The organism is Pantoea cypripedii, assembly GCF_011395035.1.
In the GTDB taxonomy this organism is placed as follows: Bacteria; Pseudomonadota; Gammaproteobacteria; order Enterobacterales; family Enterobacteriaceae; genus Pantoea; species Pantoea cypripedii_A.
Genome location: NZ_CP024768.1, coordinates 3,657,356 through 3,681,215, shown reverse-complemented (window position 1 = coordinate 3,681,215; position 23,860 = coordinate 3,657,356). Strand labels below are relative to the sequence as shown.

Here is a 23,860-nt window from a genome sequence, read left to right as displayed (position 1 = left end):
TTCTTTGCAGGCGTGACTATGACTTATTGTGTGGCAATGCGTTTATCATCAGGGATGATTTTTGTTTCCGACTCCCGCACCAATGCGGGTGTTGACCATATTTCGTCGTTTCGTAAGTTGCATGTGTTTCAGGTGGATGATGAACGCACGCTGGTGCTGCAAAGCGCTGGCAACCTCGCCACCACGCAAAGCGTGATGAGCCTGCTACGACGCGGTTGTGATGACAACGACCAGCCCAATTTGCTGAACGGGAAATCGCTGTATGACATTGCGCTGCTGGTGGGGGAAATGCTGCGCGACGTGATCAAGCGCGATGGTGAAGAGTTTGGCGGCACGTTGCTGCTCGGCGGCCAGATCCGCGGTGAGGAGCCGCGGTTGTTCCAGATCTATCCGCAGGGCAATTTTATTGAGGCCAGCGTCGATACGCCGTATTTCCAGATTGGCGAAAGCAAATATGGCAAACCGATTATTGACCGCGTGCTGCGTTATGAAACCCCGCTCAGCCAGGCGATGCAGTGCGCGCTGATTTCGATGGATTCTACGCTGGCGAGTAATATCTCGGTGGGGCTGCCGCTGGACGTGATGATTTATCACAGCGACAGTTTTAGCGATAACGAGCAATACCATATCACCGATCAGCACCCGTATTTTTCCCAGATCCGTCAGCTGTGGAGTAAAGGGCTGCTGAGCGTCTTCTCCCAGTTACCGCCCCTGAAATTGTAATTCCTCCCTGGTGCGCATGAATGCGCACCCTACGTCATTGATAAATTGCAATATTTGTAGGGTCGGCATTTATGCCGACCTGGCCTGAATCCGCACCGCTCCCTCTTGGTCATAAATCTGAAAACAACCCGTTTTACCTTCGGGGCGATAACCGCCCCCGATAAGAAGGTGAACGATGTTTTCTGTTGATCAGGTTCTCAATACTTACTGGCCGGCATACCAGGCAGCAGGCTGGCAAAAACGCCTGCTGAAATGGGCGCTGCGTGAAAACGAATTTCAGCAATTCGCTGCCCGCTATCGCCACCTGCAAGGGGTGGATATGGTGGAGCAGGTGCTGGAGCACCTGGATGTACGTTGTGACCTCAGCGAGCGCGATCTGGAGCAGATCCCCACCCACGGACCGGTGGTGATCATGGCCAACCATCCGCTCGGCGCGCTGGATGGCCTGGCGCTGCTGGCAGCGGTTTCACAGGTGCGGCGCGACGTGAAAATCGTCGCCAACCGTATGCTGATGATGCTGGAGCCGCTGAATAATCTGATGTTGCCGGTGGATAACATGGGCAACCGCACCAACCGTGAGCAGCTGACACGCATGCAGCAGCATCTCGACAACCAGGGGGCGTTGATTATCTTCCCGGCAGGCGAAGTATCACGCATGACCAGTGGTGGCGTGCGCGATCGTCGCTGGCATCATAGCTTCCTGCGTCTCGCTGCGCGTGCACGTGCGCCACTGGTGCCGGTGCACGTAGTGGGGCGCAACAGCATGGCATTTTATGCGGCCACCCATATTGCCCCGCCGCTGGCGTTGCTGATGCTGGTGCGTGAAATGTTCCGCCAGCGCGGATCGCGCATCAAGCTGCATATTGGCGAACAAATCCCCTTTGCTCACTGGCACGATGGCCATACGCCAGGCAAAGAGCTGGCGAAGCGGCTGCGCAAGCATCTGTATCGTATTGGTCAGGGCCGACGTGGTTTATTCCAGACTGAAGCGGCGATTGCGCGCCCGGAAGATCGCGCCGAGTTGAAAAAAGCGTTGCTGGAGAGTGAACAGCTGGGCACTTTACCGGATGGCAAGCAGATCTACCTGTGGCGGCGTAATGGTGCCAGCTGGGTGCCGTTGCTGCGCGAGTTGGGGCGTCTGCGTGAAATTGCTTTCCGCGCCGTAGGTGAGGGCAGTGGCAGACGTCGCGATCTGGATAAGTACGATGATGATTATTACCACCTGATTCTGTGGGATGACGCACAGCTGGAGATTGTTGGCGCGTACCGTTTTATCCCGGGTGCGGAGCAACTGGAACGACGCGGTCTGGAAGGGATCTACAGCGATAGCCTGTTCCATTATGACGAACGGATGCTGCCGATTATCCGCCAGGGGCTGGAGTTGGGACGCAGCTTTATCCAACCGGCTTACTGGGGCAAACGCGGACTGGATTACCTGTGGATGGGCATTGGTGCCTATATCGCCCGTTACCCGGAAACCCGTTATCTGTTTGGCCCGGTGTCGATCTCCGGCGGTATGCCGCTGGCCGCTCGCGATCTGCTGGTGGCGTTTTATCGCCTCTATTTCCCCACCGAGCTACCGCTGGCAACGTCACGTCGCCCTTATCCGGCTTCGCTACCGGAAGTGCTGGCGCAGTTCACCGGCGACAATTATCAGGAAGATTTACGCCGTCTGAAGCATTTGCTCGCCAACCTCGGTTCAGCCATCCCGACCCTGTACAAACAATATTCCGAGCTGTGTGAACCGGGTGGAGTGCAGTTTATTGATTTTGGTAGCGATCCCGATTTCAACAACTGTATCGATGGGCTGGTGCTGGTGGACCTGACGCGCGTCAAAGCTGCCCGTTACGAGCGATATATCGCGATGCATCTGGCAGAGGCCGGCACAGAAACGTAAGGCGGGTGTGACGTCGTTATCAGGTTGATGCGATTGGGCTGGCACTTGTCTTGTGGCAGCCCTAATATGCATCTGAGTTGGTTGTTATTTGACCGAAAGTGGATGTGTTTATCGTATCAAAGGAGATTCATGGATGAGTAAACGGAGCGATATTGTCGATGGTCGTCAAGCCTCAGGATTGAAGTACGGACTTATTTACACGGATGTTCTTGGTTGGGTTGATCTCGGCCATGCGCAGGGTACTGATATCAAGATTTTGATGAATGAAATAAACTATGGAGAATCCTGTAGTCAGGATTATTACAACATCACCTATTCGCAATCGATGGTAGACCCGTTAAAAAAAATTAAAACTGGTCAGTACATCAAGTGGCGTATCAAGCGCGGCCGACCATATCATGAACGTCAGAGTATCGCTCTTGCAATGATGATGACCGTAGCGCAGAAATTTGAAGCCTTTCAACAGGCATTTCCTTTTAACTTACTGACGGATAGCGGATTTAGTGGTGAGGATTTGGTATCTGATTTATTAGGTTTTTATCGGGCAATATCTGTATCAAATCCTTACCCGTTGTTGCATCCAGTGAGTAAAGAAGAAGCGCTCAGACGATGGGATTTCTATGGTCCCATTGGTAAGTATAAGAATGAGACGTTTTTGCCAATTCTTTTCCCTGACCCTCTCATGTTTCCCAATGCCAAGCCGTATAAAAGCCAATTGCCGAGTTTTATGAAGACTGTCACGCCTTATAATGATTTCCAATCTGGAAACGTTGCTATTTTCTGTCGGGATGGTTCCTTCATTGATGCAGCAAAAAGTGGAAACTCAGGATTATGAAAAAAAAAGTGCAGCTCCTTTGTGGAAGCGTAGCTGTTTTGACGTTGGTCCTTGTTATCTGCTGGCCAATAATAAAGTTAGAGTTTGCCGGTAGCGCACAATATACCCAACAGGACGAGAGAGCTTATGAATTTTATACCCCCGATATACTGAAAAAAATGCCACGCATTACCAACCGCTATGATTTTAATTTCGCGAATATTACTGGTCAGGCATCGCATGTGTATGCAGTGCACTTTTATGATATTCAGGATACCAGCAAAATTGATGCGTATTTGATAGAGAATCAATATCAGCGGCAGGAGAGTTGTGACATTGATGCCGTTTGCTGGCGCGGGAAGAACCCGAATGAAGTTATTACGGTTGGACTGCTCTCACACCCAGAAAGCGTAACCGTACAACTTGTTAAAACTTTCTAAAGATCACGTCGTGATGTCACGGGGCTGTCATCTGATTGTCGTAGGGTCTACGGCGTATTGTCAGAGAAAGGCCAGAATTGATGGCGGCGATAACCCTTCGCGGGCTGTGCAAATCCTTTGCTGCACAGCCTGTCCTGCAAGATATCTCCATGCATATTGCGCAGGGAGAATTTATTGCCGTGCTTGGCCCTTCCGGCTGCGGCAAAACCACCTTATTACGTTTGCTCGCGGGTTTTGAAACCGCTGATGCGGGTGAGATCCATGTGGGCGATCGCTGCTTTGCGGCTCCCGGCCTGCATCTGCCGCCCGAAGATCGTCAGCTGGGCGTGGTGTTCCAGAGCTATGCGCTGTGGCCGCATATGACAGTGGCGGAAAACGTGGCCTACAGCCTGAAAGTCAACGGTGTGGCGCGGGCGGAACGCGAACAGCGCACCGGCCAGGCACTGGCGCTGGTTGGCTTGCAACCCTTCGCTGATCGTCGTCCGGCTGACCTCTCCGGTGGTCAGCGGCAGCGCGTGGCGCTGGCACGCTGTCTGGTGGCGCAGCCCACCCTGGTGCTGCTGGATGAACCGCTCGCCAACCTTGATGTTCATCTGCGCGCCACCATGGAAGACGAGTTTCGCCGCTTCCATCATCACAGCCATGCCACCCTGCTGTATATCACCCACGATCAACATGAAGCGATGGCGCTGGCCGATCGTATCGTGGTGATGGATGGCGGTCGGGTGATGCAGTTCGCCACGCCACAAACCCTGTGGCGTGAACCGGCCAATGCGATGGTCGCCACCTTTATCGACGATGGCAAAGTGCTGGCGGTGAGCGACATCGAGCCGCTCGGTGACGGGCGGGCGTTCGCCACGCTCTGCGGCCAGCGCGTGTCGCTGCGCTGTGCACCCCAGCAGCAACCGTGCCCGCAGGGCAAAGCCAGTTTTCATGCTGCGGATTTTCGCCTTGCCCAGCCGGGCGAGCCCCAGTTTGCCGCACGCGTACAGCGTGTGATTTATCGTGGCGGCCACCACCAGCTCAACCTGATGCCTCTGGATATGCCCGAGAGCAGCCTGACGCTGATGCTGGCGGATGGCCCGGTACCCGTTGCTGATGCCACGATCGGCGTGGCATTGCGTGACGGCTGGATTCTTCCTTCATAACAACTCATGGAAAAGGCTATGCGCACTTCGTTGAATGTTTTGCTGTTATCCAGTGGATTACTGCTTTCCGCCGTCAGCCATGCCGATGCAACGCCGTCGGGCAAGCTGGTGGTGTATACCTCACAAGCGCCGGAAATTGCGCAACAAACCATTGATGCCTTCAAAGCGGCTTATCCCAACATTGAGGTGGAGTGGACACGTAACGGCACCACGCAACTGATGAATGTGCTGCGCACGGAAATGATGAGCGGCGAGGCGAAGCCGGATGTCCTGCTGATCGCCGATGCCATCAACCTCGGGGCGCTGAAAAAAGAGAACCAGCTTTACAGCTACCAGGATGCGCCGGTCAGCCATATCAATCCTTCGTTCTACGACAAAGACAAAACCTTCTTTGGCACCAAAATTATCTCCACGGTGATCGCCTATAACACCCAGCATGCCAAACCGATCGACAGCTGGAATGCGCTGGCCGTGGAAGCCAATAAAGGCCAGATCGCCATGCCCAGCCCGCTCTATTCCGGCGCGGCGTTATATAAGCTGCATACCGACATCAACACGCCGGATATCGGCTGGAACTTCTACAAAAAACTGGCAGCGATAGGCGTTGCACCGCAAGGTGGTAATGGTCCGGCACTGAAAGCCGTTGCCAGTGGTCTGGATAAATACGGGGTGATCACCGATGCCGACGTGATCCTGGCGAAGAAGAAAGGATCACCGGTTGATCTGGTCTATCCGAAAGAGGGCGTTTCTTACGTCACCGAGCCAGTGGCGATCATGAAGACGGTACACAACCTGCCCGCGGCTAAGGCTTTTGTGAACTTTATCCTGTCGGAGCAGGGGCAGAAGTTAGTGGTGGAGCAGGGGAACCGCCCGGTTGACGATCGCGTGTCGGCCCCGGCAGGCTTTACGCCGATCAGCCAGATCAAGCTACTGACACCCGACGTGGCGAAAGCCATTAACGACGATGCTGAGGTGCGCGACCAGTTCACCCAGCTGTTCGGCGGCTGATGATGAGCGTGCTGAGCAACGAATGGCTCAGCCGCGCACGCAGCAGCCAGCGCTGGCGGCTGCGTAGCGAAGGGGTGATTCTGGCGCTGATGGTGCTGCTGATTGCGTCATTGTCGGTGGCTCCGTTGCTGCGCCTGGTGTGGACCGCCATCGCGCCGCAGGGGGTGCCGGATATGGCGCGACTGCTGCGTTTGCTCGCCAGCGAACGCGTGCTGATCGCCACCGGCAACACCCTGCTGATTGCCCTCAGCTCAACCGCCATTTCCCTGTTGCTCGGCACTTTTGCCGCCTGGCTGGTGGCACTGACCGATTTGCGGGCGAAAACCGCCTGGGTCTTTGCCTTTATCCTGCCGCTGATGATCCCGCCGCAGGTCACGGCGCTGGCGTGGTTGCAGGCGTTAGCGCCCTCCAGCCCGCTGGCGCTATTGTTTGCCCGGCTGGGATTACCGTGGTTTGCGCCTGGCGAGCAGCCGCTCTATTCCATGACGGGTATTGTGTTGCTGCTCGGTATGCACAATGCGCCGCTGGTGTTTCTGACCGTGCGCGCCGGGTTGCGTCGGTTGCCAGCCGATTTGGTTGAAGCGGCACAGGTCAGCGGAGCATCGCGCTGGCGGGTGCTTTTCACCATTATTCTGCCGTTAGCGCGCCCGGCAATTTTTGCCGGTGCGGCGCTCACCTTTGTGGCGGCGGCCGGTAATTTCGGTATCCAGGCGATGTTGGGTATACCGGCCCGCGTGCCCACCCTGATTACTCTGGTGTACCAGCAGTTGAACGGCATCGGCCCGACTGCACTGCCCAATACCGCCGTGTATGCGCTGCTGATCGCCCTGATCACCCTGGCAGGAATGGGGGTCAGCGCCTGGCTTGGTGGTCGTCATGATGTGCGTGTCAGCGGTGCGCCGCGCCTGTGGCAGCAATCCCTGGGCCGCGCGCGCGCGCTGGCGGCGGCGCTGGCCTGGCTGTGGATGGCGCTGACATTATTACTTCCGGTTAGTGCGTTGCTGATAACCGCGCTGACCCACGGTTATGGCCAGGCATTGACCTGGCAAACCCTGACGCTGGAAAACTTCCGCGCTGCCTTGTGGGGCTATCCGGCGGTGCGTCAGGCATTTCTGACCAGCCTCGGCCTCACCACCTTGTCCGCCATCATCCTGACGCTGACCGCGCTGTTTCTGGCTTATTTCCTTAGCTGGCGGCGCACGCGACTGGTGCGGGGGTTGTGGCTGGCGAGTGAACTGACCTATGCATTGCCGGGCATTGTCACGGGGGTGGCGGCGTTGTTGTTTTTCCTGCGTCCGCTGCCACTGGTCAATGTGTCGCTGTATGGCACGGTGTGGATCATCCTCGCCGCTTATCTGGCCAATTTTCTCGCCCTGGTGCTACGCCCGACGCTGGCTGGTTTCGCCCAGCTGGAACCGGCGCTGGATGAAGCGGCGCGGCTGTGCGGTGCCGGTTTTCTGCGCCGCATGCGCGACATTTTATTGCCGCTGGCGGCTCCGTCGGCGCTGGCGGGGACGGTGCTGGTGTTCCTCACCGCGCTGAATGAAATCCAGGTATCGGTGCTGCTGGTGACGTCCCAGACGCAAACCATCGGCCCCACCATCGTCTTTCTCGATGAAGGGGGATCGGCCTCGCTGGCAGCGGCAGTCGGCTGTCTGATGATTGTGGTGGTTTGTCTGCTGATGGCGCTGGCCACCCGGCTGACGCGGCGTCTGCCGCAGGGGGTATTACCGTGGCAAACGTGACGGCAACAGACTTCACTGCCGTCACCCCGCGCTTTTTATTGATCATCGTCAACGAAGCATAATTCATTAAGTATCCCACTGAACGTTTTCTCGCCACAGCCGATAACCAAAGCACCAACTTTTGCCTGTTAGCTGATAGCGCTTGTCAACGCTGCGTATTTGCTATTAAGTCTTCAGAGCAATTAAGAATTTTCCTGGGATGCCAGGTGACACCAGGCCAGCAATAGGCAAATAACAATGGATAATAATTCTGACGGCATGTATCGGCTGCTTGTGCAGAGCGTGCTTGATTACGCAATTTTAATGCTCAAACCCGATGGTACGGTGGCGAGCTGGAACGCCGGTGCGCAACGCGCCAAAAACTACACCGCTGAAGAAATCATCGGCAAGAATTTCGCGCTATTTTACAGCGAGGATGACCGCAAAAACGGCGCACCGCATCGTGCTTTAGCCACCGCCACGGCCACCGGGCGTTTCGAGACTGAAGGCTGGCGCTACCGCAAAGATGGCAGCGCTTTCTGGGCGCATGTGATTATTGATGCCGTGCGCGATGAATATGGTGAGCTGCTCGGTTTTGCCAAAATTACCCGGGATTGCACCCGGCAGCAGACATTACAGCGTAAACAGCGTGAGCAGGAAGAACGTTTCCGCCTGCTGGTTGAAGGCGTTACTGATTACGCCATCTATATGCTCGATCTGGACGGTAACGTCGAAAACTGGAATGCCGGGGCGCAACGTGCCAAGGGGTATGTCGCTGAAGAGATCGTCGGCCAGAATTTTTCCCGTTTCTACAGCGCCCAGGATCGCCTCAACCACATCCCGGAAAAGAACCTGGGTATTGCCTTTAAAACCGGTCGTTTTGAGGACGAAGGCTGGCGTTATCGCAAAGACGGCAGTGCGTTTTGGGCGCATGTCATTATTGATGCGATACGTGATGATGCCGGGAAGCTGATTGGCTACGCCAAAATTACCCGTGACTGTACCGAGCAGCAGGCACTGCTGCGCGCGCAGCGTGAGCAGGAAAAAACCTTCCGTCTGCTGGTGGAAGGGGTGCGGGATTACGCCATTTATATGCTTGATGTGCATGGGATGGTGGTGAACTGGAATGCCGGTGCGCAACGGGCCAAAGGCTATCGTTCTGAAGAGATTGTCGGCCAGCATTTTTCCGTGTTCTACGGCGCTCAGGAGCGCCAGGCGAAAGCGCCTGATGCCAATCTGGGCATCGCACTGAAAACCGGTCGCTTTGAAGACGAAGGCTGGCGCTACCGTAAAGACGGCTCGGCATTCTGGGCGCATGTGATCATCGATGCCATCCACAATGAAGAAGGGCGTCTGATTGGTTTCGCTAAAATTACCCGCGATATCACCGAACGCCGCGAACACGAGCAGCAACTGCTGCGCGCCCGGGATCTGGCAGAAGCGCAAAGTACCAAAGCCTCTGAGATATCAAAATTCCTCGATAACATCATTAGCAATATTCCGTCCTGCGTGATTGTCGAAGATGCCATCAGCCGCGAGATTCTGATGGTGAATGATAAAGCCGAGCAGCTGTTTGGTATCAATAAGATGCTGATCATGCATAAGCGGCCACATGAATGTATGTCGGCAGAACTGAGCGACTACTTCAACAGCCTGGCGGATATTGCGTTACGCAGCGAAGGCATGCATACCCGGGAACAGCTGCTGCTGACCGCAAGTGGCGAGCGCATTCTGCATACCCGCGCCGCCACCATCGCTGGCAAAGATTTACGTCAGAATTTTGTCATGCTGATTGTGGAGGATGTGACCGATCAGCGTGAAGCCGATGCCCGTATCCACCATATGGCGCATCACGATAACCTGACCAGCCTGCCGAACCGTATTCTGTTCCGCCAGAAACTCAGCGAGGCGTTACGCGCTGAACAGCCTGGCGGCCAGGTCATCGCCACGCTGTGCCTCGATCTGGATAACTTCAAAAACGTCAATGATGCGCTGGGACACCAGATTGGTGACGACCTGTTGCGTACCGTGGCGAAGCGCCTGCGTAATGTCCTGCGCGACCGCGATACCCTGGCCCGTATCGGTGGTGATGAGTTTGCCATCGTGCTACCCAGCGTGCGTAATGCTGACGAAGCCGCGGTGGTGGCGCAGCGTTTGATTGAAGCCATCCGCCCTCCGGTGAATCTGGAAGGACATAATTTGTCGGTGGGTCTGAGCGTGGGTATCGCGCTGAGTTCACCGGCCATCAACACGCCGGAACAGTTGTTGCGTTGTGCCGATATGGCGCTGTACGAAGCCAAGCGCAATGGCCGCAATCGCTGTGAACACTTTACGCTGGAGATGGACGATCTGGCGCGCAGCCGTCGGGTGATCGAAAACGATCTGCGTGAAGCAATCAGTGGCCGTCAGATGAGGCTGTACTATCAACCGATCACCGATGGTGATGAGAAAGGGATCATTGGCTATGAAGCGCTGATGCGCTGGCATCACCCGATCAAAGGATTGATCATGCCGAATGATTTTATTCCGATCGCCGAAGAAACCGGGTTGATTCATCTGCTGGGAGCCTATGCGCTGTATGAAGCCTGCCGCGAAGCGACGAGCTGGGAAGGTGAGCAGTCGGTGTCGGTTAACCTGTCGCCGTTGCAGTTTAAGAACAGCTCGCTGGTGTCAGTGGTGGAAGGGGCGTTACGTGAGTCAGGACTGGCACCGCATCGCCTCGAAGTTGAGATTACCGAATCGGTATTGCTGGATGACACGCTCGGCAATATCCGCATCCTGCAAAGCCTGAAGGCACTGGGGGTGCAGATTGCGCTGGATGACTTCGGGACTGGCTATTCGTCGCTAAGTTATCTGCGATCCTTCCCGTTCGATAAGATCAAAATCGACAAATCGTTTATCAACGATATGGGGGATAGCCGTGAAGCGTTGGCGATTATCCGCGCCATCACCGGCATGAGCCGTAGTCTGGATATTCAGATCACCGCCGAAGGGGTGGAGAGCAGCGAGCAGTTTGCTAAATTGCGCGAGGAAGGTTGTACGCTGTTCCAGGGGTATCTGTTTGGTCGCCCGCAACCTTCGGAACTGCGTCTGAAAACGCTGGATTGATGTGTGCCGTTGTCGGCCCATATAAAAATACGGCCCGCTAATGCGGGCCGCTGCAAACTTATGCACCGTGGCTTTCGGTGTTCATCCGTCCCAGATCTTTGTCGATCAGGAACAGGCCTTCGCCTTTGTTGCCTACCAGCGCCAGTTTATCCAGCACGGTTTTGAACAGTTTCTCTTCTTCATGCTGCTCGGCTACGTACCACTGCAGGAAGTTGAAAGTGGAGTAGTCCTGGGTCGTCATTGCAGCATGCGCCAGCTCATTAATTTTGCTGGTGATCAGTTTTTCATGCTTCAGAGTTTCTTCGAACAGCTCAGCCAGTGAGTTCCAGCTGATCGGCGGTGCCGCGATGCTGCCCAGTACCGGCAGGGCACCGGTGTCGCTCAGGTAATCGAACAGGCGCTGCATATGTTCCATTTCTTCGCGTGAGTGCATCTTCAGGAAGGACGCTGCGCCCTCGTAGCCTTTGTCGCTGCACCAGGCGCTCATTTGCAGATACAGGTTGGCAGAGAAGAATTCCAGATTCAGTTGGTCGTTCAGACGTGCGGTCATTTCAGCGGTTAACATGGCTGATTCCTTTTTAAATTTTTCAGGTGAGTGCGGTGAATTATGCATCAATGTTCACTTTTTTGTGAAGTGATTTTGACAAAAAAAGTGAATTTATCTTATTGATTATAAATGGAATTATTCAGGTTTTTGAATGCGACCGATTATCATTTTTGTCTTCCTTCCAGTGAAGTGTAATGCACTGAATTGGTGCAATAACCTTGCCTTATGGTTGTGCATCCGGGCGGTGATTGATTTTATTTTCAGCAATCTGCTTTCCGCCTGAAAATATTCATTGGCGTAAATAAACAACACGCCGTTTATTTTATGGCGGCGGAAGGATTGATATTCCGTCAGTTTCATTGTTACTGAACATAATTGGCGCTTTCGCAATTAAAGAAAATGCCAGCTGGCATAAATCCTGCTTAGAACTCAGTTCCATATATTGCAACTTGCCGGGTCGAAAATAACGCCAGCAGGAGGGTTTTATGTCAGAAGAAAAAATCATCGCCGCACCTGACCGCGTGACGGCAGGTATTGGCAGTTATATTGCACTGGTGCTGGCCATTCTGTTCTTTTCCGGCCTGTTTTATAAGGTGGACGGCTTCAGCTGGCTGGGCGCGTTTGATTTCACCACCCTGGGCGGCAGCTTCGGCACCATGAAGGAGTCCAGCAATACTTTCCTCGGTTCAGGTGGGCTGAGCGCCAAAGCGGGCTTCCTGTTCGCGCTGTCGCTGGCTCCGACGGTGATGCTGGCGTTGGGTGTGCTGGAAATCTTCACCCATTACGGCGCGATTCGTGCCGCGCATAAGCTGCTGACGCCACTGCTCAAGCCGTTAATGGGGCTGCCGGGACGTTGTGGTCTGGCGTTAATTACCGACCTGCAAAGTACCGATGCCGGCGCGGCGTTAACCAAAGAAATGTATGACCAGCAACAGGTCAGCAAAAAAGATGTGGTGGTGATGAGTGCCTGGCAATATTCCGGGGCCGGTTTGATCAATAACTATTTCGCTATCGGCTCTGCCTTGTTTGCTTCCATGACGGTGCCGATCATTATTCCGCTGGTGTTAATGTTTGTTCTCAAATTCGTCGGTGCGGCCTTTGTCCGTTTCATGTTAAATAGTATTTACAAAAAGGATTTTGCTGATGTCAAATAACGTACAGGCGAAGGTCAATAATAATCCGTTCGATGTTTTTATTGTTGGCGCACGCAAAGGTTTTCATATTGCCATCCACAACCTGATGCCCAATGTGGTGATGGCTTATGTGCTGGCGGAAGTGCTGAATCTGCTCGGCATCATGCAATTTCTTGGGCATGTTTTCGCCCCGGTGATGGGGCTGTTTGGCCTGCCGGGCGAAGCGATTACCGTGTTGCTGACGGCCTGGCTCTCCTCCTCGGCGGGAGTGGGGGTGGCCGTGAGCCTGCTGACCAAAGGCCTGTTAAGCGGCACCGATATCTCTATCCTCGCCCCGGCCATATTCCTGATGGGGGCGCAGTTGCAGTACATGGGGCGTTTGCTGGGTGTGGCCGACGTACCGAAAAAATACTGGCCGCTGCTGATGCTGACCAGCATTATCAATGCAGTGATCGCCATGATTGTAATGCGTTTTTTTGTTTAGGAGCTAACAAGTGTCCAGGGTCTTAGAGCATTACCATTTTTTGCATGAAATCCCGGAACTGGGTTTTCAGGAATTCAAAACCTCGGCCTACATTGCTGATCAGCTGGAACAGGCGGGTATCAACGTCACGCGGGGCATCAACAATACCACCGGTATCGTGGCGGAAATCGATAGCGGTGTACCAGGGCCGGTGCTGGCCTTGCGTGCCGATATGGATGCGCTGGGACATGTGATCGATGGCGTGGCTTGTGCACGTCATACCTGCGGCCACGACGGTCACTCTTCAGTGGTACTGACGGCGGTGCAGGAGCTGTTGCAGGAAGGGGCGATTAAGAAAGGGCGTCTGAAAATCCTGTTCCAGCCAGCCGAAGAACTGGGGGCGGGCGCGCTATCGATGATTGAAGGCGGAGCTATGGATGATGTGGAGATGATCCTCGGCTTCCACGTCCGCCCGCTGGAGGAGTGCCAGGTCGGCCAGGCGACACCTGCGGTGATCTATTCCGCCTGTAGCACGCTGGAAGCGACCATCAAAGGTGTGCCCGCTCACGCGGCGCGCCCACATCTCGGGGTGAATGCGCTGGATGCTGCGGTACAGGCCGTGCAGGCGGTGAACAGCATCCACCTGTCGCCGGGACTGAACTGGAGCGTAAAAGCGACGCGTTTCCTGTGCGATGCCGGTGTCACCAACTCGGTACCGGATGAAGCGCGCGTCGTCTGGGATTTGCGTTCGCAGGAGAACGCACCGATGGATATTCTGAAAGAGAAGGTCACGCAGGCGGTGCTCAACAGCGTGGCGGCACTTGGCGCGACTGCCAGCGTGGTGGTGCTGAAAGAGATGCCTGCGGCGGAGATTCACGAGGAAGCCACTGACATCATCCGCGCGGCGATTGTTGATGTGCTGGGCGAAGAGGGCCTGCTGGGCGCGAAAACCACGCCGGGCAGTGAAGATTTCTTCTATTACCCGGTGAAGTGCCCAACGGTGAAAGCCGGTTTCTGGGGGCTGGGCACTAACCTGGTTCCGGGACTGCACCACCCGGAGATGCGGTTTGAACTTAGCTCGCTGGAAATCGGCGTGAAGATTTTCAAAGCGGCGGTCACGCGCGTACTGGGCTAACGAATGCGTACCCGTCTCTCTTTAAAGAGGGGCGGGTCGTTGCTCCTCCATATCCAGTACCATCTCAACCAGACTGTCGTCGTTATCAATGATAACGACAGGAGCGGGTTGCTGCCTGACAATACGTAAGGCGGTGAGGATGGTGCCGACCGAGACATCTCTGCCGACTTCCCACAGCAGGCGCAGCAGCTTTGAAGCCGTTATCGGCTTCGGGCATCCTTCATGGCGCAGCAGGGCAATGATTTTATTGCGTTCTGTTTCTCTCTGGGGGATCCGATGATGGACCGTTCTGATCCATGCCAGTTCGTCCGGTTTGATCCGCGTTCTGAAGGCCGCCAGCGCGTGATCCATGGTCGCGTCACTGACCTCTTCGCCCACATCTTTTAAGGCCAGATGAATTTGCTCCCAGGTGATGCCGCTATTTTCCAGCTGGCACAGCAGCACCCACAGACGTTTCACCAGCGTTATCTTTCCCCCAGCACCAATCTGGTGCCAGCGCTCGGCTACCCGCGCCCTGTGAGCCGTTGGCTGGGCCAGCGTCAGCGTCAGAGCTTTACGCACCATTGATACACCGATATTGATGTCGGCACCATGCAGCAGCCGCCACAACTCGGGAGTGGTCATTGCCGGTCGTCCGGGACGCTCCAGCAACATCTCCAGCCACTGGCTTCTGGTGTTCATCTGCATATGCACCTCGGGCCAGTTGACGGCAAACCAATCCTTCTGCGCCTGCGAAGGCTGCGTTTTGAACAAGGCCCGTGACTGCCGTACCGTCTGGATACTGACCTTAATGCCTGCATTCTTCAGGGCATTGCGCAGGATGAGTGGGGTCTTCTGCTGATAGCCAGGGAGATCCTGAAGCCTGACCAGCATTGCTGTGATGCTGTCATGATCGCTGATGTGGTGCAGGTTAGCAGCAATCCACGCTGTCTCCTGCGCCACGACCCGCTCCCTGAAAGCGCTCCGGGCCTGGTTGATCAGCGCGATGTCGACGTCTTCGCCGATATTCCACAGGGCGCGTCGGAGCTGAGAAAGCGATAAATCCAGCGGCAGCATGCGTTGCAACCGTTTACAGACATCAGGTTGCCACGGGGGTTGCTGCCACAGCGTTTTGACCAACGCCTGTTTTGTTGCTGGCACCGGTGTTCTGGCGATGGTTAAGGCATTCTCAACCGTCGACATGCCGACCTGCACCTGATTACTGCGCAGGATGGTATGTAGCAATTTGACGGTGAAGCCTTCAATATCCGGCGGGGGAAACAGCAACAGCAATATCTCCACCCGGGAGACCATGCAGCCGATCTTTGGCACTTTGTTCCACCAGACGGCAAAGTCTGCTTGCAAGGCAGCTATGCAGCGATTCACGGGTCGTGGTGGTTTTTTCTTTCTGCTGCGATGCAGGGTGGGGCGTTGCTGGCTTTGTTTGACCGAGGAAATCTTTGCGGCCAGCGGCTTTTGCGGATCAGTGCGCAACACCACCAACGGAGGAACCCCGGAGAGGGTCACGCGGTTCGGAGCAAGGGGCATCAGCATCCCTCCTGCTGGCGTTCAGAACCGGGGTGATAGTCCTGGGCCATATCCAGCGCCATCTCCAGTACCGCTTCTAACTGTGTATCCTTTTCCTGATCATGGGATGCAGACAGCGTAGTGCCTGCGGGATGTCTTCCGGCGGCGCGCAGGATGTGGCTCAGGGTGGAAATACAGACGTCAACGTCCACCTCCCACAGTAAACGTTGCAGCTTTGATTGCGTGAGGTCGGACGGGCATTCCGGCTGGCTGAGTAGCATGATCAGACGCCCCTGAACGCTAATCTGAGGGGGGTGGGAAAGCCCTGCCCAGCGGGTTTTAAACCAGGTCACTTCAGCCTGAGTTAACGTCGTATTGACTGCCGCCATAGCCAGCCCCATCGCTACGTGGCTTGCCGATATCCCTGCACTGCGCAGGGCAAGTTTTAGCTCCCCCGGTGCAATACCTTCAAGTAATAGCGTTCCCAGCCTTCTGACCTGGGTCATGCTACCTGTAGCAGCAAGCGCCTGCCAGCGCTCAACGATCGACTGTATTTGTTGCCGGTTGAGTGTCGCATTGTGGACCGTCCGGTCAGCTGACATTGCATGGCGCACAGCCGAAAAACTCACTTTAACGTTGGCATTTACCAGCAACAGCCACAGCTGTGGTGGCGTTATGATCGGTCGGCCTGCTTTATGCAACAGATTTTCCAGTATATCTCCCCAGGTATCGCCAAAAGTTGTTGACCAGTGAGCATCAAACCATGCCTGTTGTTGTGATGTGACCTGCGTCCTGGCGATGGCCTGGGCGCTTCGAATCATATCGTCACTGATGGCAATCTCGGCCAGCGCCAGCGCCATCTTCAGTTCGACTGATGTCATCGGCAGGCGCTGAAAATCGAGCAGCAGGATCAGCGTGATCAGCTGGTCCATTTTGTGGCGATTACCATCAGCAACCTGTTGCCAGAGCGTTTTGACTCTGTCCACCTGTTCTGTTGTCACCGAAGTGTGCAACAGTGCAAGGGCATGGCATAGCGTGGCAATACAAATATCCTCACCGATATTCAGCAAGGCGCGCCGCATTTCTGACGGTGTCATTTCCGGGCAGCCTTCCTCGCGCAACACCTCCACCAACTGCGCCAGCGCCAGTTTGGTCTCACCGATTTTATGCGAGACTTTTAGCCAGTGGTCATTGAACCATTGCTGATTTTGCGGTGAAACCTCTGCCCGCAGGGTAGCAAGGGCGGTGATGACGGTGGTGATTTTTATATTTATTTTGCATTGATGCAGGGCGGACAGCAGTTGTTTGGCGGTGATGTTTTTAATATCCAATACCTGCAAATCGACCAGCCGAAACAGCAACTTCTCGATCTGGCTCACCTTGCTGCCTTTGCGCGGGAGCGAAGGCCAGTAAGCCAGAATTTGCGCCTGGAGCGCTTGCAGGTCAGCATTACCGCTGTGTGGATAGCGTTTTCTCACCCGGGCCAGGGAAGGACGCAGGGCGCTTTGCTGTACCTGGGCAGTGCTTGCTGTCAGCAGGCTCGATCTGTTCGCGACAGGATTTGATACTGATACGTTCGCAGTGGTCGTTGATGTGATCTGCATAGGCGCTCCGCTGGAGGGGATAGGGGTAAGCGAATTATAGAACCCCGATCCAGCGGTTATCGTCGGGGGTGACATGCTGGTGTCCGGTAAGGGTGTCGTTCATTTCTAACGCCATATCAAGGATGTCATCTAACTCCTTATCTTCCGCGACAAGGAGGGGCTGCCGGGGGGAAGCATCGGGTCGGCTAAAGCCGATGCCATTGAGGGCGTTGATACAGGTTTTGATACAGATATCTTCACCTGCTTCCCACATGATGCGTTGGACTTTTGCCGGGGTTATCTCTTGTAGCACCCGGTTTAGAGCCAGCAAATCACGGATGCGAAACTCCATCATTTTTTCATGATTGATACTGGCCCAGGCTGGCTTGATCCAGCTGAGTTCTTCCGTTGAGGGGGAGGCTTTGACGGCGGCCAGCGCCAGCCCGAGTGCGACATTGCTGACGGAGATATCGGCTCTGTTTAGCGCCTGTTTCACATGTACTGAAGTAATCCCCAGATGTCCATGCTCCAGCAGGATCGTTCCCAGCAGCTTCACCAGGCTCATATTACTTTGGCATAGCCGATTCCAGGCAGCGATAATCACCCGTTCCTGATCCGCCGTCACAATCACATTGGTAGCAGCCCTGGCCCCCCTCATTGCCTGGCGCACCATGGCAAAACTGACCTGTACACCGGCATTACGCAGCATGTTCCATAGCTGTGCTGGCATCATTGGAGGATGCTTACTGTGGCGCAGCAGGTTTTCTATTTTATCCCCGAGGGTGTAACCGGTGAACATTGCGCGGTGGGTATCAAACCACGCCTGTTGTGGTACGGTGATTTTGCTTCTGAAGGCGGCTCTGGCGCTGATCATCATTTCGCGACTCACTTTTACCCCGGCTTTTCCCAGCACGATTTGTAGCTGCCTCACCGTCACGGCCATCTGCTGATATTCGGGCAGGCGCAATAGCATCACCAGCTTGCTCATCAGACAATCTTCTTCAGCGAAGCCATCCCACCAGGTCCTAATCAGCGTCTCGTGCCGGGCGGAGACTTTCACTTTGGCAGCCACTGCCATATCACTCAGCATGCTGGTCGAGACGTTTACGCCAATGTTCAGCAGTGCGCGCCGCATCACGGAAGGTTTCAGATCAGGGCACCCTTCGATGTCCAGCAGGCTTTTAAGCCAGGCCTGCGAACCGGGCTTGTGGCAGGTGTTGTTCCAGTGAGCGTTGATCCACTGCTGTTCCTGCGCTGGCACTTCCACTCTGGCTGTGGCCAGTGCGCTGCTGGCGGTGGTGGTGTTTACCCTGACATTATTTTCCTGCAACACCTCCCGCAGCTCGCGCGCAGTGATCCCCATCAGATCCTGCTGTTCAAACTGAAACAGCAATGCCTCCACCCGGCTGACGATGCTGCCTTGCGCCGGTACTTTTGCCCAGTAAAGCGCAAACCGGGTTTTTAACGCATCCAGACAGGCGTTGCCGTGAATCCTTGTCCGGGTTCTTAACTGAGACATAAACAGACGCTGATGGCTTTGTTTCACCTCGGCCAGGGTTGAGGTCAGCGATGTTTGAGCGGCAGTTCCGGAAATACCGAAGCTGAATGGGGATGTCGTGTCGGTGATAAGCATGGCGATTCCGTTGCAGGGGGATAAAGGATAATTATAGAACCCCGCTTCGTTTCGCTGTGGATAGCGCTCAGTTTCCCCACTCCGCCGAAATATTGTATGCTATGCGGCCTTAATGCTGACTGGATAACCGGAACTGTCGCCAATGTAAAACGTGCGTATCCTGCCGCGATTTGATGCCTTTGCGTCACCGTGGGTTCCGTTTATCCGCCGGAGTTGCTACCGGCCACCCTGATTTATTCGCAGCGCGCGTTTCGTGCGTTGCCCTTTGAGAAGATTTCACTCATGTCTAATGCTCCCTTTTTACAAGAGGTGGCGCGCCGCCGTACCTTCGCGATCATTTCGCACCCGGACGCCGGTAAAACCACTATTACCGAGAAAGTTCTGTTATTCGGACAGGCGATCCAGACTGCGGGTACGGTAAAAGGCCGTGGCTCCAATCAACACGCCAAATCCGACTGGATGGAGATGGAAAAGCAGCGTGGTATCTCCATCACCACCTCGGTGATGCAGTTCCCTTATCGTGACAGCCTGGTTAACCTGCTGGACACCCCCGGCCACGAAGACTTCTCGGAAGATACCTACCGTACCCTGACGGCGGTGGACTGCTGTCTGATGGTGATCGATGCCGCCAAAGGTGTTGAAGATCGTACCCGCAAGTTGATGGAAGTGACCCGTCTGCGCGATACGCCGATCATCACCTTTATGAACAAACTTGACCGTGATATCCGCGATCCGATGGAGCTGCTGGATGAAGTCGAGAACGAGCTGAAGATCGCCTGTGCACCGATCACCTGGCCTATCGGCTGCGGCAAGCTGTTTAAAGGCGTTTATCATCTGTACAACGATGAAACCTACCTGTATCAAACCGGTCAGGGGCACACCATTCAGGAAGTGCGCATCGTCAAAGGGCTGAATAACCCGGATCTCGACAAAGCCGTCGGTGAAGACCTGGCGCAGCAGCTGCGTGATGAGCTGGAGCTGGTGCAGGGCGCATCCAACGAATTTGACCAGGAGCTGTTCCTGGGCGGCGAAATTACCCCGGTATTCTTCGGTACCGCACTGGGTAACTTTGGCGTGGATCATATGCTTGATGGCCTGGTCTCCTGGGCACCGGCACCGATGCCGCGTCAGACCGATACCCGTATCGTCGAAGCCAAAGAAGAGAAGTTCAGCGGCTTTGTATTTAAAATTCAGGCCAATATGGACCCGAAACACCGCGACCGCGTGGCCTTTTTGCGTGTGGTGTCCGGCAAGTATGAAAAGGGCATGAAGCTGCGTCAGGTACGCATCGGTAAAGATGTGGTGATTTCCGACGCGCTGACCTTTATGGCAGGCGACCGTTCGCACGTGGAAGAAGCCTACCCTGGCGATATCATCGGCCTGCATAACCATGGCACCATCCAGATCGGCGACACCTTTACCCAGGGTGAGAACATGAAGTTCACCGGTATCCCGAACTTCGCCCCGGAACTGTTCCGTCGCATTCGCCTGCGCGATCCCCTGAAGCAGAAACAGCTGCTGAAAGGGCTGGTGCAGCTATCGGAAGAAGGTGCAGTGCAGGTATTCCGACCGGTACATAACAACGATCTGATCGTGGGTGCGGTGGGTGTGCTGCAGTTTGATGTGGTGGTGGCACGCCTGAAAAGCGAATACAACGTTGAGGCGATTTACGAATCGGTCAACGTGTCGACCGCGCGTTGGGTTGAGTGCAACGATGTGAAGAAATTCGATGAATTTCAACGCAAAAACGAGATCAACCTTGCGCTGGATGGCGGTGACAACCTCACCTATATCGCCCCGACCATGGTTAACCTCAATATCACTCAGGAACGCTATCCTGACGTGACTTTCCGTAAAACGCGCGAGCATTAATCGTCGTTTTTCCCCAGGGTCTGTGGTTTGCACTGGCCCTGTTTTTCCCTTCCAGACTCCTCTTAAAAACGCTGCTTTTATCGCTTTTTGGCGAGATATCAACCACAAAAACCGGCAAACCCCCTAATCCCGTCTATCATTATCCTGTCGGACGAGAAAAGAGACCCCAGGTTTCATTACGTCCATTAACGCAGCAACGCCGTTTGTTGCTGGCGCATTCGCGGTTGCGAATGGGTTAACTGATAGAAGGATGATATCGATGATTAAGACTAAGATGACCAAAACCCTGGTTGCTGCGCTGGTGGGTTCCGCCCTGATGAGTGGCGCAGCGCTGGCCGATGAATCCCTGGCGCAGAAAGCGCAGGCAACGGCCGACAGCACAGGTGCGAAAATCGATAGTTCTATGAAAAAAGTCGGTGGGTATATGGACGACAGCGGCATCACCGCCAAAGCGAAAGCCGCACTGGTGGATGATGAAGCAATAAAAAGCACGGATATCTCAGTCAAAACGCATCAGGGCGTGGTGACGCTTAGCGGTTTTGTTACCTCGCAGGACCAGGCGGAAAAAGCCGTGGCCGTGGTGCAGAAAATAGAAGGGGTTAAATCCGTCAGTGACAAGCTGCACGTTAAAGACAGCAAAACCGCTTCGCTGAAAGGTTATGCCGGTGATGCGGCAACCACCAGTGAAATCAAAGCTAAACTTTTAGCGGATGACATCGTGCCATCACGTAACGTGAAAGTGGAAACCACTGATGGGGTGGTGCAGTTGTCCGGTACTGTCGCGAATCAGGCACAGTCAGATCGTGCCGAGCAAATCGCGAAAGCCATTGAAGGCGTGAAAAGTGTGAAGAATGACCTGACAGTCAAATCTTAACGCGCCTGCAGCGGGAAGTATGAAGGTATAAGCAGTTCGATTTTCACTATGGTAAGGAGAGGCTTATGTTTCGTTGGGGTATTATCTTTCTGGTGATCGCTTTGATTGCTGCGGCATTAGGATTCGGCGGTCTGGCGGGTACGGCAGCATGGGCAGCTAAAATTGTCTTTATTGTCGGTATTATTCTGTTCCTCATCAGCCTGTTTACCGGGCGTAAACGACCCTGACACTTCGTGTCAACTTTCGCTCTCCCGGCAATATTCTGAAGCGGAGGCCAGTCAGGGCAAAATAATGACTGGTTCTCCGGGTTGCTGGCGGTGGCGATTCTGCGCTTAAGCACCCCTCAGAGAAAGAACCGCTGAGGGACACATCTTGGGTATACGCATCCCCGTCACGTTGGGAACCATCGAGCCGTTAGCGCTCACGCCTTTCAAAGCGAACAAAATTGCCCTGGTCTGCGAAGGTGGCGGACAGCGCGGTATCTTTACCGCCGGTGTGCTGGATGAATTTCAGCGCGCGAACTTCAATCCTTTTCATCTGATGCTGGGCACCTCGGCGGGTGCGCAAAATTTGTCGGCGTTTGTCTGCGCGCAGCCGGGTTATGCACGGCGGGTGATTACCCGTTATACCACCAGCAAACTGTTCTTCGATCCGGTGCGTTTTGTGCGCGGCGGACATTTGATCGACCTCGACTGGCTGGTGGATATCACCAGTCAGGAGTTTCCGCTGGCGATGCATACGGCCGAGGGATTGTTCGCCCAGGGGAACGAGTTTTATATGTGTGCCTGTCGCAGCGACGATTACAGCGCACATTATTTTAATCCCACCCGTTCCAACTGGCTCGATATCATCAAAGCTTCCAGCGCCATTCCGGGTTTTTATCGTAGCGGCGTGGAGATGGAAGGGATCAGTTATCTTGATGGCGGGATCAGTGATGCGATCCCGGTGCGTGAAGCGGCCAGAAGAGGGGCGGATACCGTGGTGGTGATCCGCACGGTGCCGTCACAGATGTCGTACACACCAAAGTGGATCAAGCGTATGGAACGCTGGCTCAGCGACAGCGCCTTGCAACCGATGATCAATATTCTTCATCAGCATGAAGAGAGCTATCGCGACATCCAGCAGTTTATCGAACAGCCGCCCGGCGATTTGCGCATTATTGAAATCTTCCCGCCGAAACCGCTGGCGAGTAATGCGCTGGGTAGCCGGATTGCCTCACTGAATCAGGACTATCATCTGGGGCGGCGATGTGGCCGTTATTTCCTCGCCACACTCGGCCAGTGGCTGAGTGATGCCGAGCCATTTGTGCGGCATACTACCGTGACGCCCCCTGCTGCGGTGGCGAATGCGCCGGATAACCGCGAGGTCAGTACGCCTCCGCTGGCCGGTAATGATGCGGATTATGATGCAGGCTCTCTGGCATGAGATTTATCGATACCCACTGTCATTTCGACTTCCCGCCATTCGTGGATGATGCGCACGCCAGTATCCAGCGCGCTGCGCAGGCAGGGGTAGAACGGATTATTGTGCCGAGCGTGGATGCCAGCCGATTCGCACTTGTCAGCCAGCTGGCGCAGCAGCATGCGGCGCTGTATGCCGCGCTGGGACTGCATCCGATCCAGATCGCCGTGCATCAGGAGGCGCATGTTGATCAACTGGCTGAATGCTTGCGCCAGCCGGATGCAAAACGCGTTGCGCTGGGGGAGATCGGCCTCGATCTGTATATGGCCGATCCGCAGTTCGACAAACAAACCCGTTTGCTGGATGGGCAACTGAAGCTGGCAAAGCAGTATGATCTGCCGGTGATCCTGCATTCGCGTCGTACCCACGATCAGCTGGCGCTGCATCTGCGTCGCCACGATCTGCCGCGGCGTGGCGTGGTGCATGGTTTTGCCGGTAGCCTGCAACAGGCGCAGCGTTTTATTCAACTGGGGTATGCCATTGGCGTTGGCGGCACCATAACTTACGAGCGCGCCAGCAAAACCCGCAACACCATCGCCCAATTGCCTCTCGATTCCCTGCTGCTGGAAACCGATGCGCCCGATATGCCGCTCAGCGGTTATCAGGGGGAACCCAATCGCCCTGAACGTGCGCGTCTGGTCTTTGATGTGCTGTGCCAGTTACGTCACGAACCTGCCGATGTTATCGCCAGCGCGTTGTGGCAGAACAGCCTGCGCGTCTTCCGACTTCCTGACTGAGAGCCTGCGTGTTGGTCTGAATTGACTACATTAATAGGGCGACACTGACACATT

The 23,860-nt window shown here is 55.0% G+C and carries 20 protein-coding genes; 16 read left to right on the top strand and 4 right to left on the bottom strand.

Annotation, left to right across the window (positions count from 1 at the left end; all coding sequences use genetic code 11):
* The first annotated feature begins 18 nt into the window (after window positions 1-18).
* The 8 genes from CUN67_RS17075 (at window position 19) to CUN67_RS17040 (ending at window position 10,862) form a co-directional block, all read left to right on the top strand.
* The gene (locus CUN67_RS17075; RefSeq protein WP_208716482.1) at window positions 19-723 is read left to right on the top strand and encodes a proteasome-type protease; all 705 of its coding nucleotides are present in this window, start codon (window positions 19-21) and stop codon (window positions 721-723) included.
* Between the two features lie 175 nt (window positions 724-898).
* On the top strand, window positions 899-2,620 hold the full coding sequence (locus CUN67_RS17070; protein ID WP_208716481.1) for a lysophospholipid acyltransferase family protein: 1,722 nt from the start codon (window positions 899-901) through the stop codon (window positions 2,618-2,620).
* 133 nt (window positions 2,621-2,753) lie between these two features.
* Window positions 2,754-3,455 (top strand): hypothetical protein, encoded by a 702-nt coding sequence (locus CUN67_RS17065; protein ID WP_208716480.1) that lies wholly within the window; start codon window positions 2,754-2,756, stop codon window positions 3,453-3,455.
* The gene (locus CUN67_RS17060; protein WP_208716479.1) at window positions 3,452-3,874 is read left to right on the top strand and encodes a hypothetical protein; all 423 of its coding nucleotides are present in this window, start codon (window positions 3,452-3,454) and stop codon (window positions 3,872-3,874) included. Before CUN67_RS17065 ends, CUN67_RS17060 begins: the two co-directional genes overlap by 4 nt.
* A gap of 80 nt (window positions 3,875-3,954) precedes the next feature.
* On the top strand, window positions 3,955-5,022 hold the full coding sequence (locus CUN67_RS17055; RefSeq protein ID WP_208716478.1) for an ABC transporter ATP-binding protein: 1,068 nt from the start codon (window positions 3,955-3,957) through the stop codon (window positions 5,020-5,022).
* A 6-nt stretch (window positions 5,023-5,028) separates the two neighbouring features.
* Window positions 5,029-6,030, top strand: coding sequence for an ABC transporter substrate-binding protein (locus CUN67_RS17050; RefSeq protein WP_208716477.1), 1,002 nt, complete (start codon window positions 5,029-5,031; stop codon window positions 6,028-6,030).
* Between the two features lie 2 nt (window positions 6,031-6,032).
* A complete protein-coding gene (locus tag CUN67_RS17045; protein ID WP_208717248.1) occupies window positions 6,033-7,775 on the top strand; it encodes an ABC transporter permease in 1,743 nt (580 codons plus the stop codon).
* Window positions 7,776-8,012: 237 nt separating this feature from the next.
* Window positions 8,013-10,862 (top strand): bifunctional diguanylate cyclase/phosphodiesterase, encoded by a 2,850-nt coding sequence (locus CUN67_RS17040; protein WP_208716476.1) that lies wholly within the window; start codon window positions 8,013-8,015, stop codon window positions 10,860-10,862.
* Window positions 10,863-10,920: 58 nt separating this feature from the next.
* Here CUN67_RS17040 and ftnA read toward each other — a convergent pair whose 3' ends face one another.
* Window positions 10,921-11,427, bottom strand: coding sequence for a non-heme ferritin (gene ftnA / locus CUN67_RS17035; RefSeq protein ID WP_208716475.1), 507 nt, complete (start codon window positions 11,425-11,427; stop codon window positions 10,921-10,923).
* Window positions 11,428-11,894: 467 nt separating this feature from the next.
* Here ftnA and CUN67_RS17030 point away from each other — a divergent pair, with 467 nt between their 5' ends.
* From CUN67_RS17030 to CUN67_RS17020, 3 genes are read left to right on the top strand one after another with little or no spacing between them, the layout of a single operon-like run.
* The gene (locus CUN67_RS17030) at window positions 11,895-12,563 is read left to right on the top strand and encodes a nucleoside recognition domain-containing protein (RefSeq protein WP_084876807.1); all 669 of its coding nucleotides are present in this window, start codon (window positions 11,895-11,897) and stop codon (window positions 12,561-12,563) included.
* On the top strand, window positions 12,553-13,026 hold the full coding sequence (locus CUN67_RS17025; RefSeq protein ID WP_084876806.1) for a YjiG family protein: 474 nt from the start codon (window positions 12,553-12,555) through the stop codon (window positions 13,024-13,026). The genes CUN67_RS17030 and CUN67_RS17025 overlap by 11 nt, the downstream gene beginning before the upstream one ends.
* Before the next feature lie 10 nt (window positions 13,027-13,036).
* A complete protein-coding gene (locus CUN67_RS17020; RefSeq protein WP_208716474.1) occupies window positions 13,037-14,140 on the top strand; it encodes a M20 peptidase aminoacylase family protein in 1,104 nt (367 codons plus the stop codon).
* Window positions 14,141-14,161: 21 nt separating this feature from the next.
* Here the strand turns inward: CUN67_RS17020 and CUN67_RS17015 are convergent, their stop codons facing one another.
* From CUN67_RS17015 to CUN67_RS17005, 3 genes are read right to left on the bottom strand one after another with little or no spacing between them, the layout of a single operon-like run.
* Complete coding sequence (locus CUN67_RS17015; protein ID WP_208716473.1) at window positions 14,162-15,667, bottom strand: hypothetical protein; 1,506 nt, start codon at window positions 15,665-15,667, stop codon at window positions 14,162-14,164.
* Window positions 15,667-17,250 (bottom strand): hypothetical protein, encoded by a 1,584-nt coding sequence (locus CUN67_RS17010; RefSeq protein WP_208716472.1) that lies wholly within the window; start codon window positions 17,248-17,250, stop codon window positions 15,667-15,669. Before CUN67_RS17010 ends, CUN67_RS17015 begins: the two co-directional genes overlap by 1 nt.
* A 34-nt stretch (window positions 17,251-17,284) precedes the next feature.
* On the bottom strand, window positions 17,285-18,862 hold the full coding sequence (locus CUN67_RS17005) for a hypothetical protein (RefSeq protein ID WP_208716471.1): 1,578 nt from the start codon (window positions 18,860-18,862) through the stop codon (window positions 17,285-17,287).
* A 282-nt stretch (window positions 18,863-19,144) separates the two neighbouring features.
* On the opposite strand from CUN67_RS17005, the gene prfC reads away from it, so the two are divergent.
* The 5 genes from prfC to CUN67_RS16980 all read left to right on the top strand — a co-directional run bounded on the left by prfC (window position 19,145) and on the right by CUN67_RS16980 (window position 23,806).
* The gene (gene prfC, locus CUN67_RS17000; RefSeq protein ID WP_208716470.1) at window positions 19,145-20,734 is read left to right on the top strand and encodes a peptide chain release factor 3; all 1,590 of its coding nucleotides are present in this window, start codon (window positions 19,145-19,147) and stop codon (window positions 20,732-20,734) included.
* 259 nt (window positions 20,735-20,993) lie between these two features.
* Window positions 20,994-21,608 carry a molecular chaperone OsmY gene (gene osmY, locus CUN67_RS16995; RefSeq protein ID WP_208716469.1) on the top strand — a complete coding sequence of 205 codons (615 nt, stop codon included), beginning with the start codon at window positions 20,994-20,996 and terminating at the stop codon, window positions 21,606-21,608.
* A 65-nt stretch (window positions 21,609-21,673) separates the two neighbouring features.
* A complete protein-coding gene (locus CUN67_RS16990) occupies window positions 21,674-21,835 on the top strand; it encodes a DUF1328 domain-containing protein (RefSeq protein WP_013510475.1) in 162 nt (53 codons plus the stop codon).
* 145 nt (window positions 21,836-21,980) lie between these two features.
* Window positions 21,981-23,033 (top strand): patatin-like phospholipase family protein, encoded by a 1,053-nt coding sequence (locus CUN67_RS16985; RefSeq protein ID WP_208716468.1) that lies wholly within the window; start codon window positions 21,981-21,983, stop codon window positions 23,031-23,033.
* Entirely contained in the window at window positions 23,030-23,806 is a 777-nt protein-coding gene (locus tag CUN67_RS16980) for a TatD family hydrolase (protein ID WP_208716467.1), read from the top strand. Before CUN67_RS16985 ends, CUN67_RS16980 begins: the two co-directional genes overlap by 4 nt.
* Window positions 23,807-23,860: the final 54 nt, after the last annotated feature.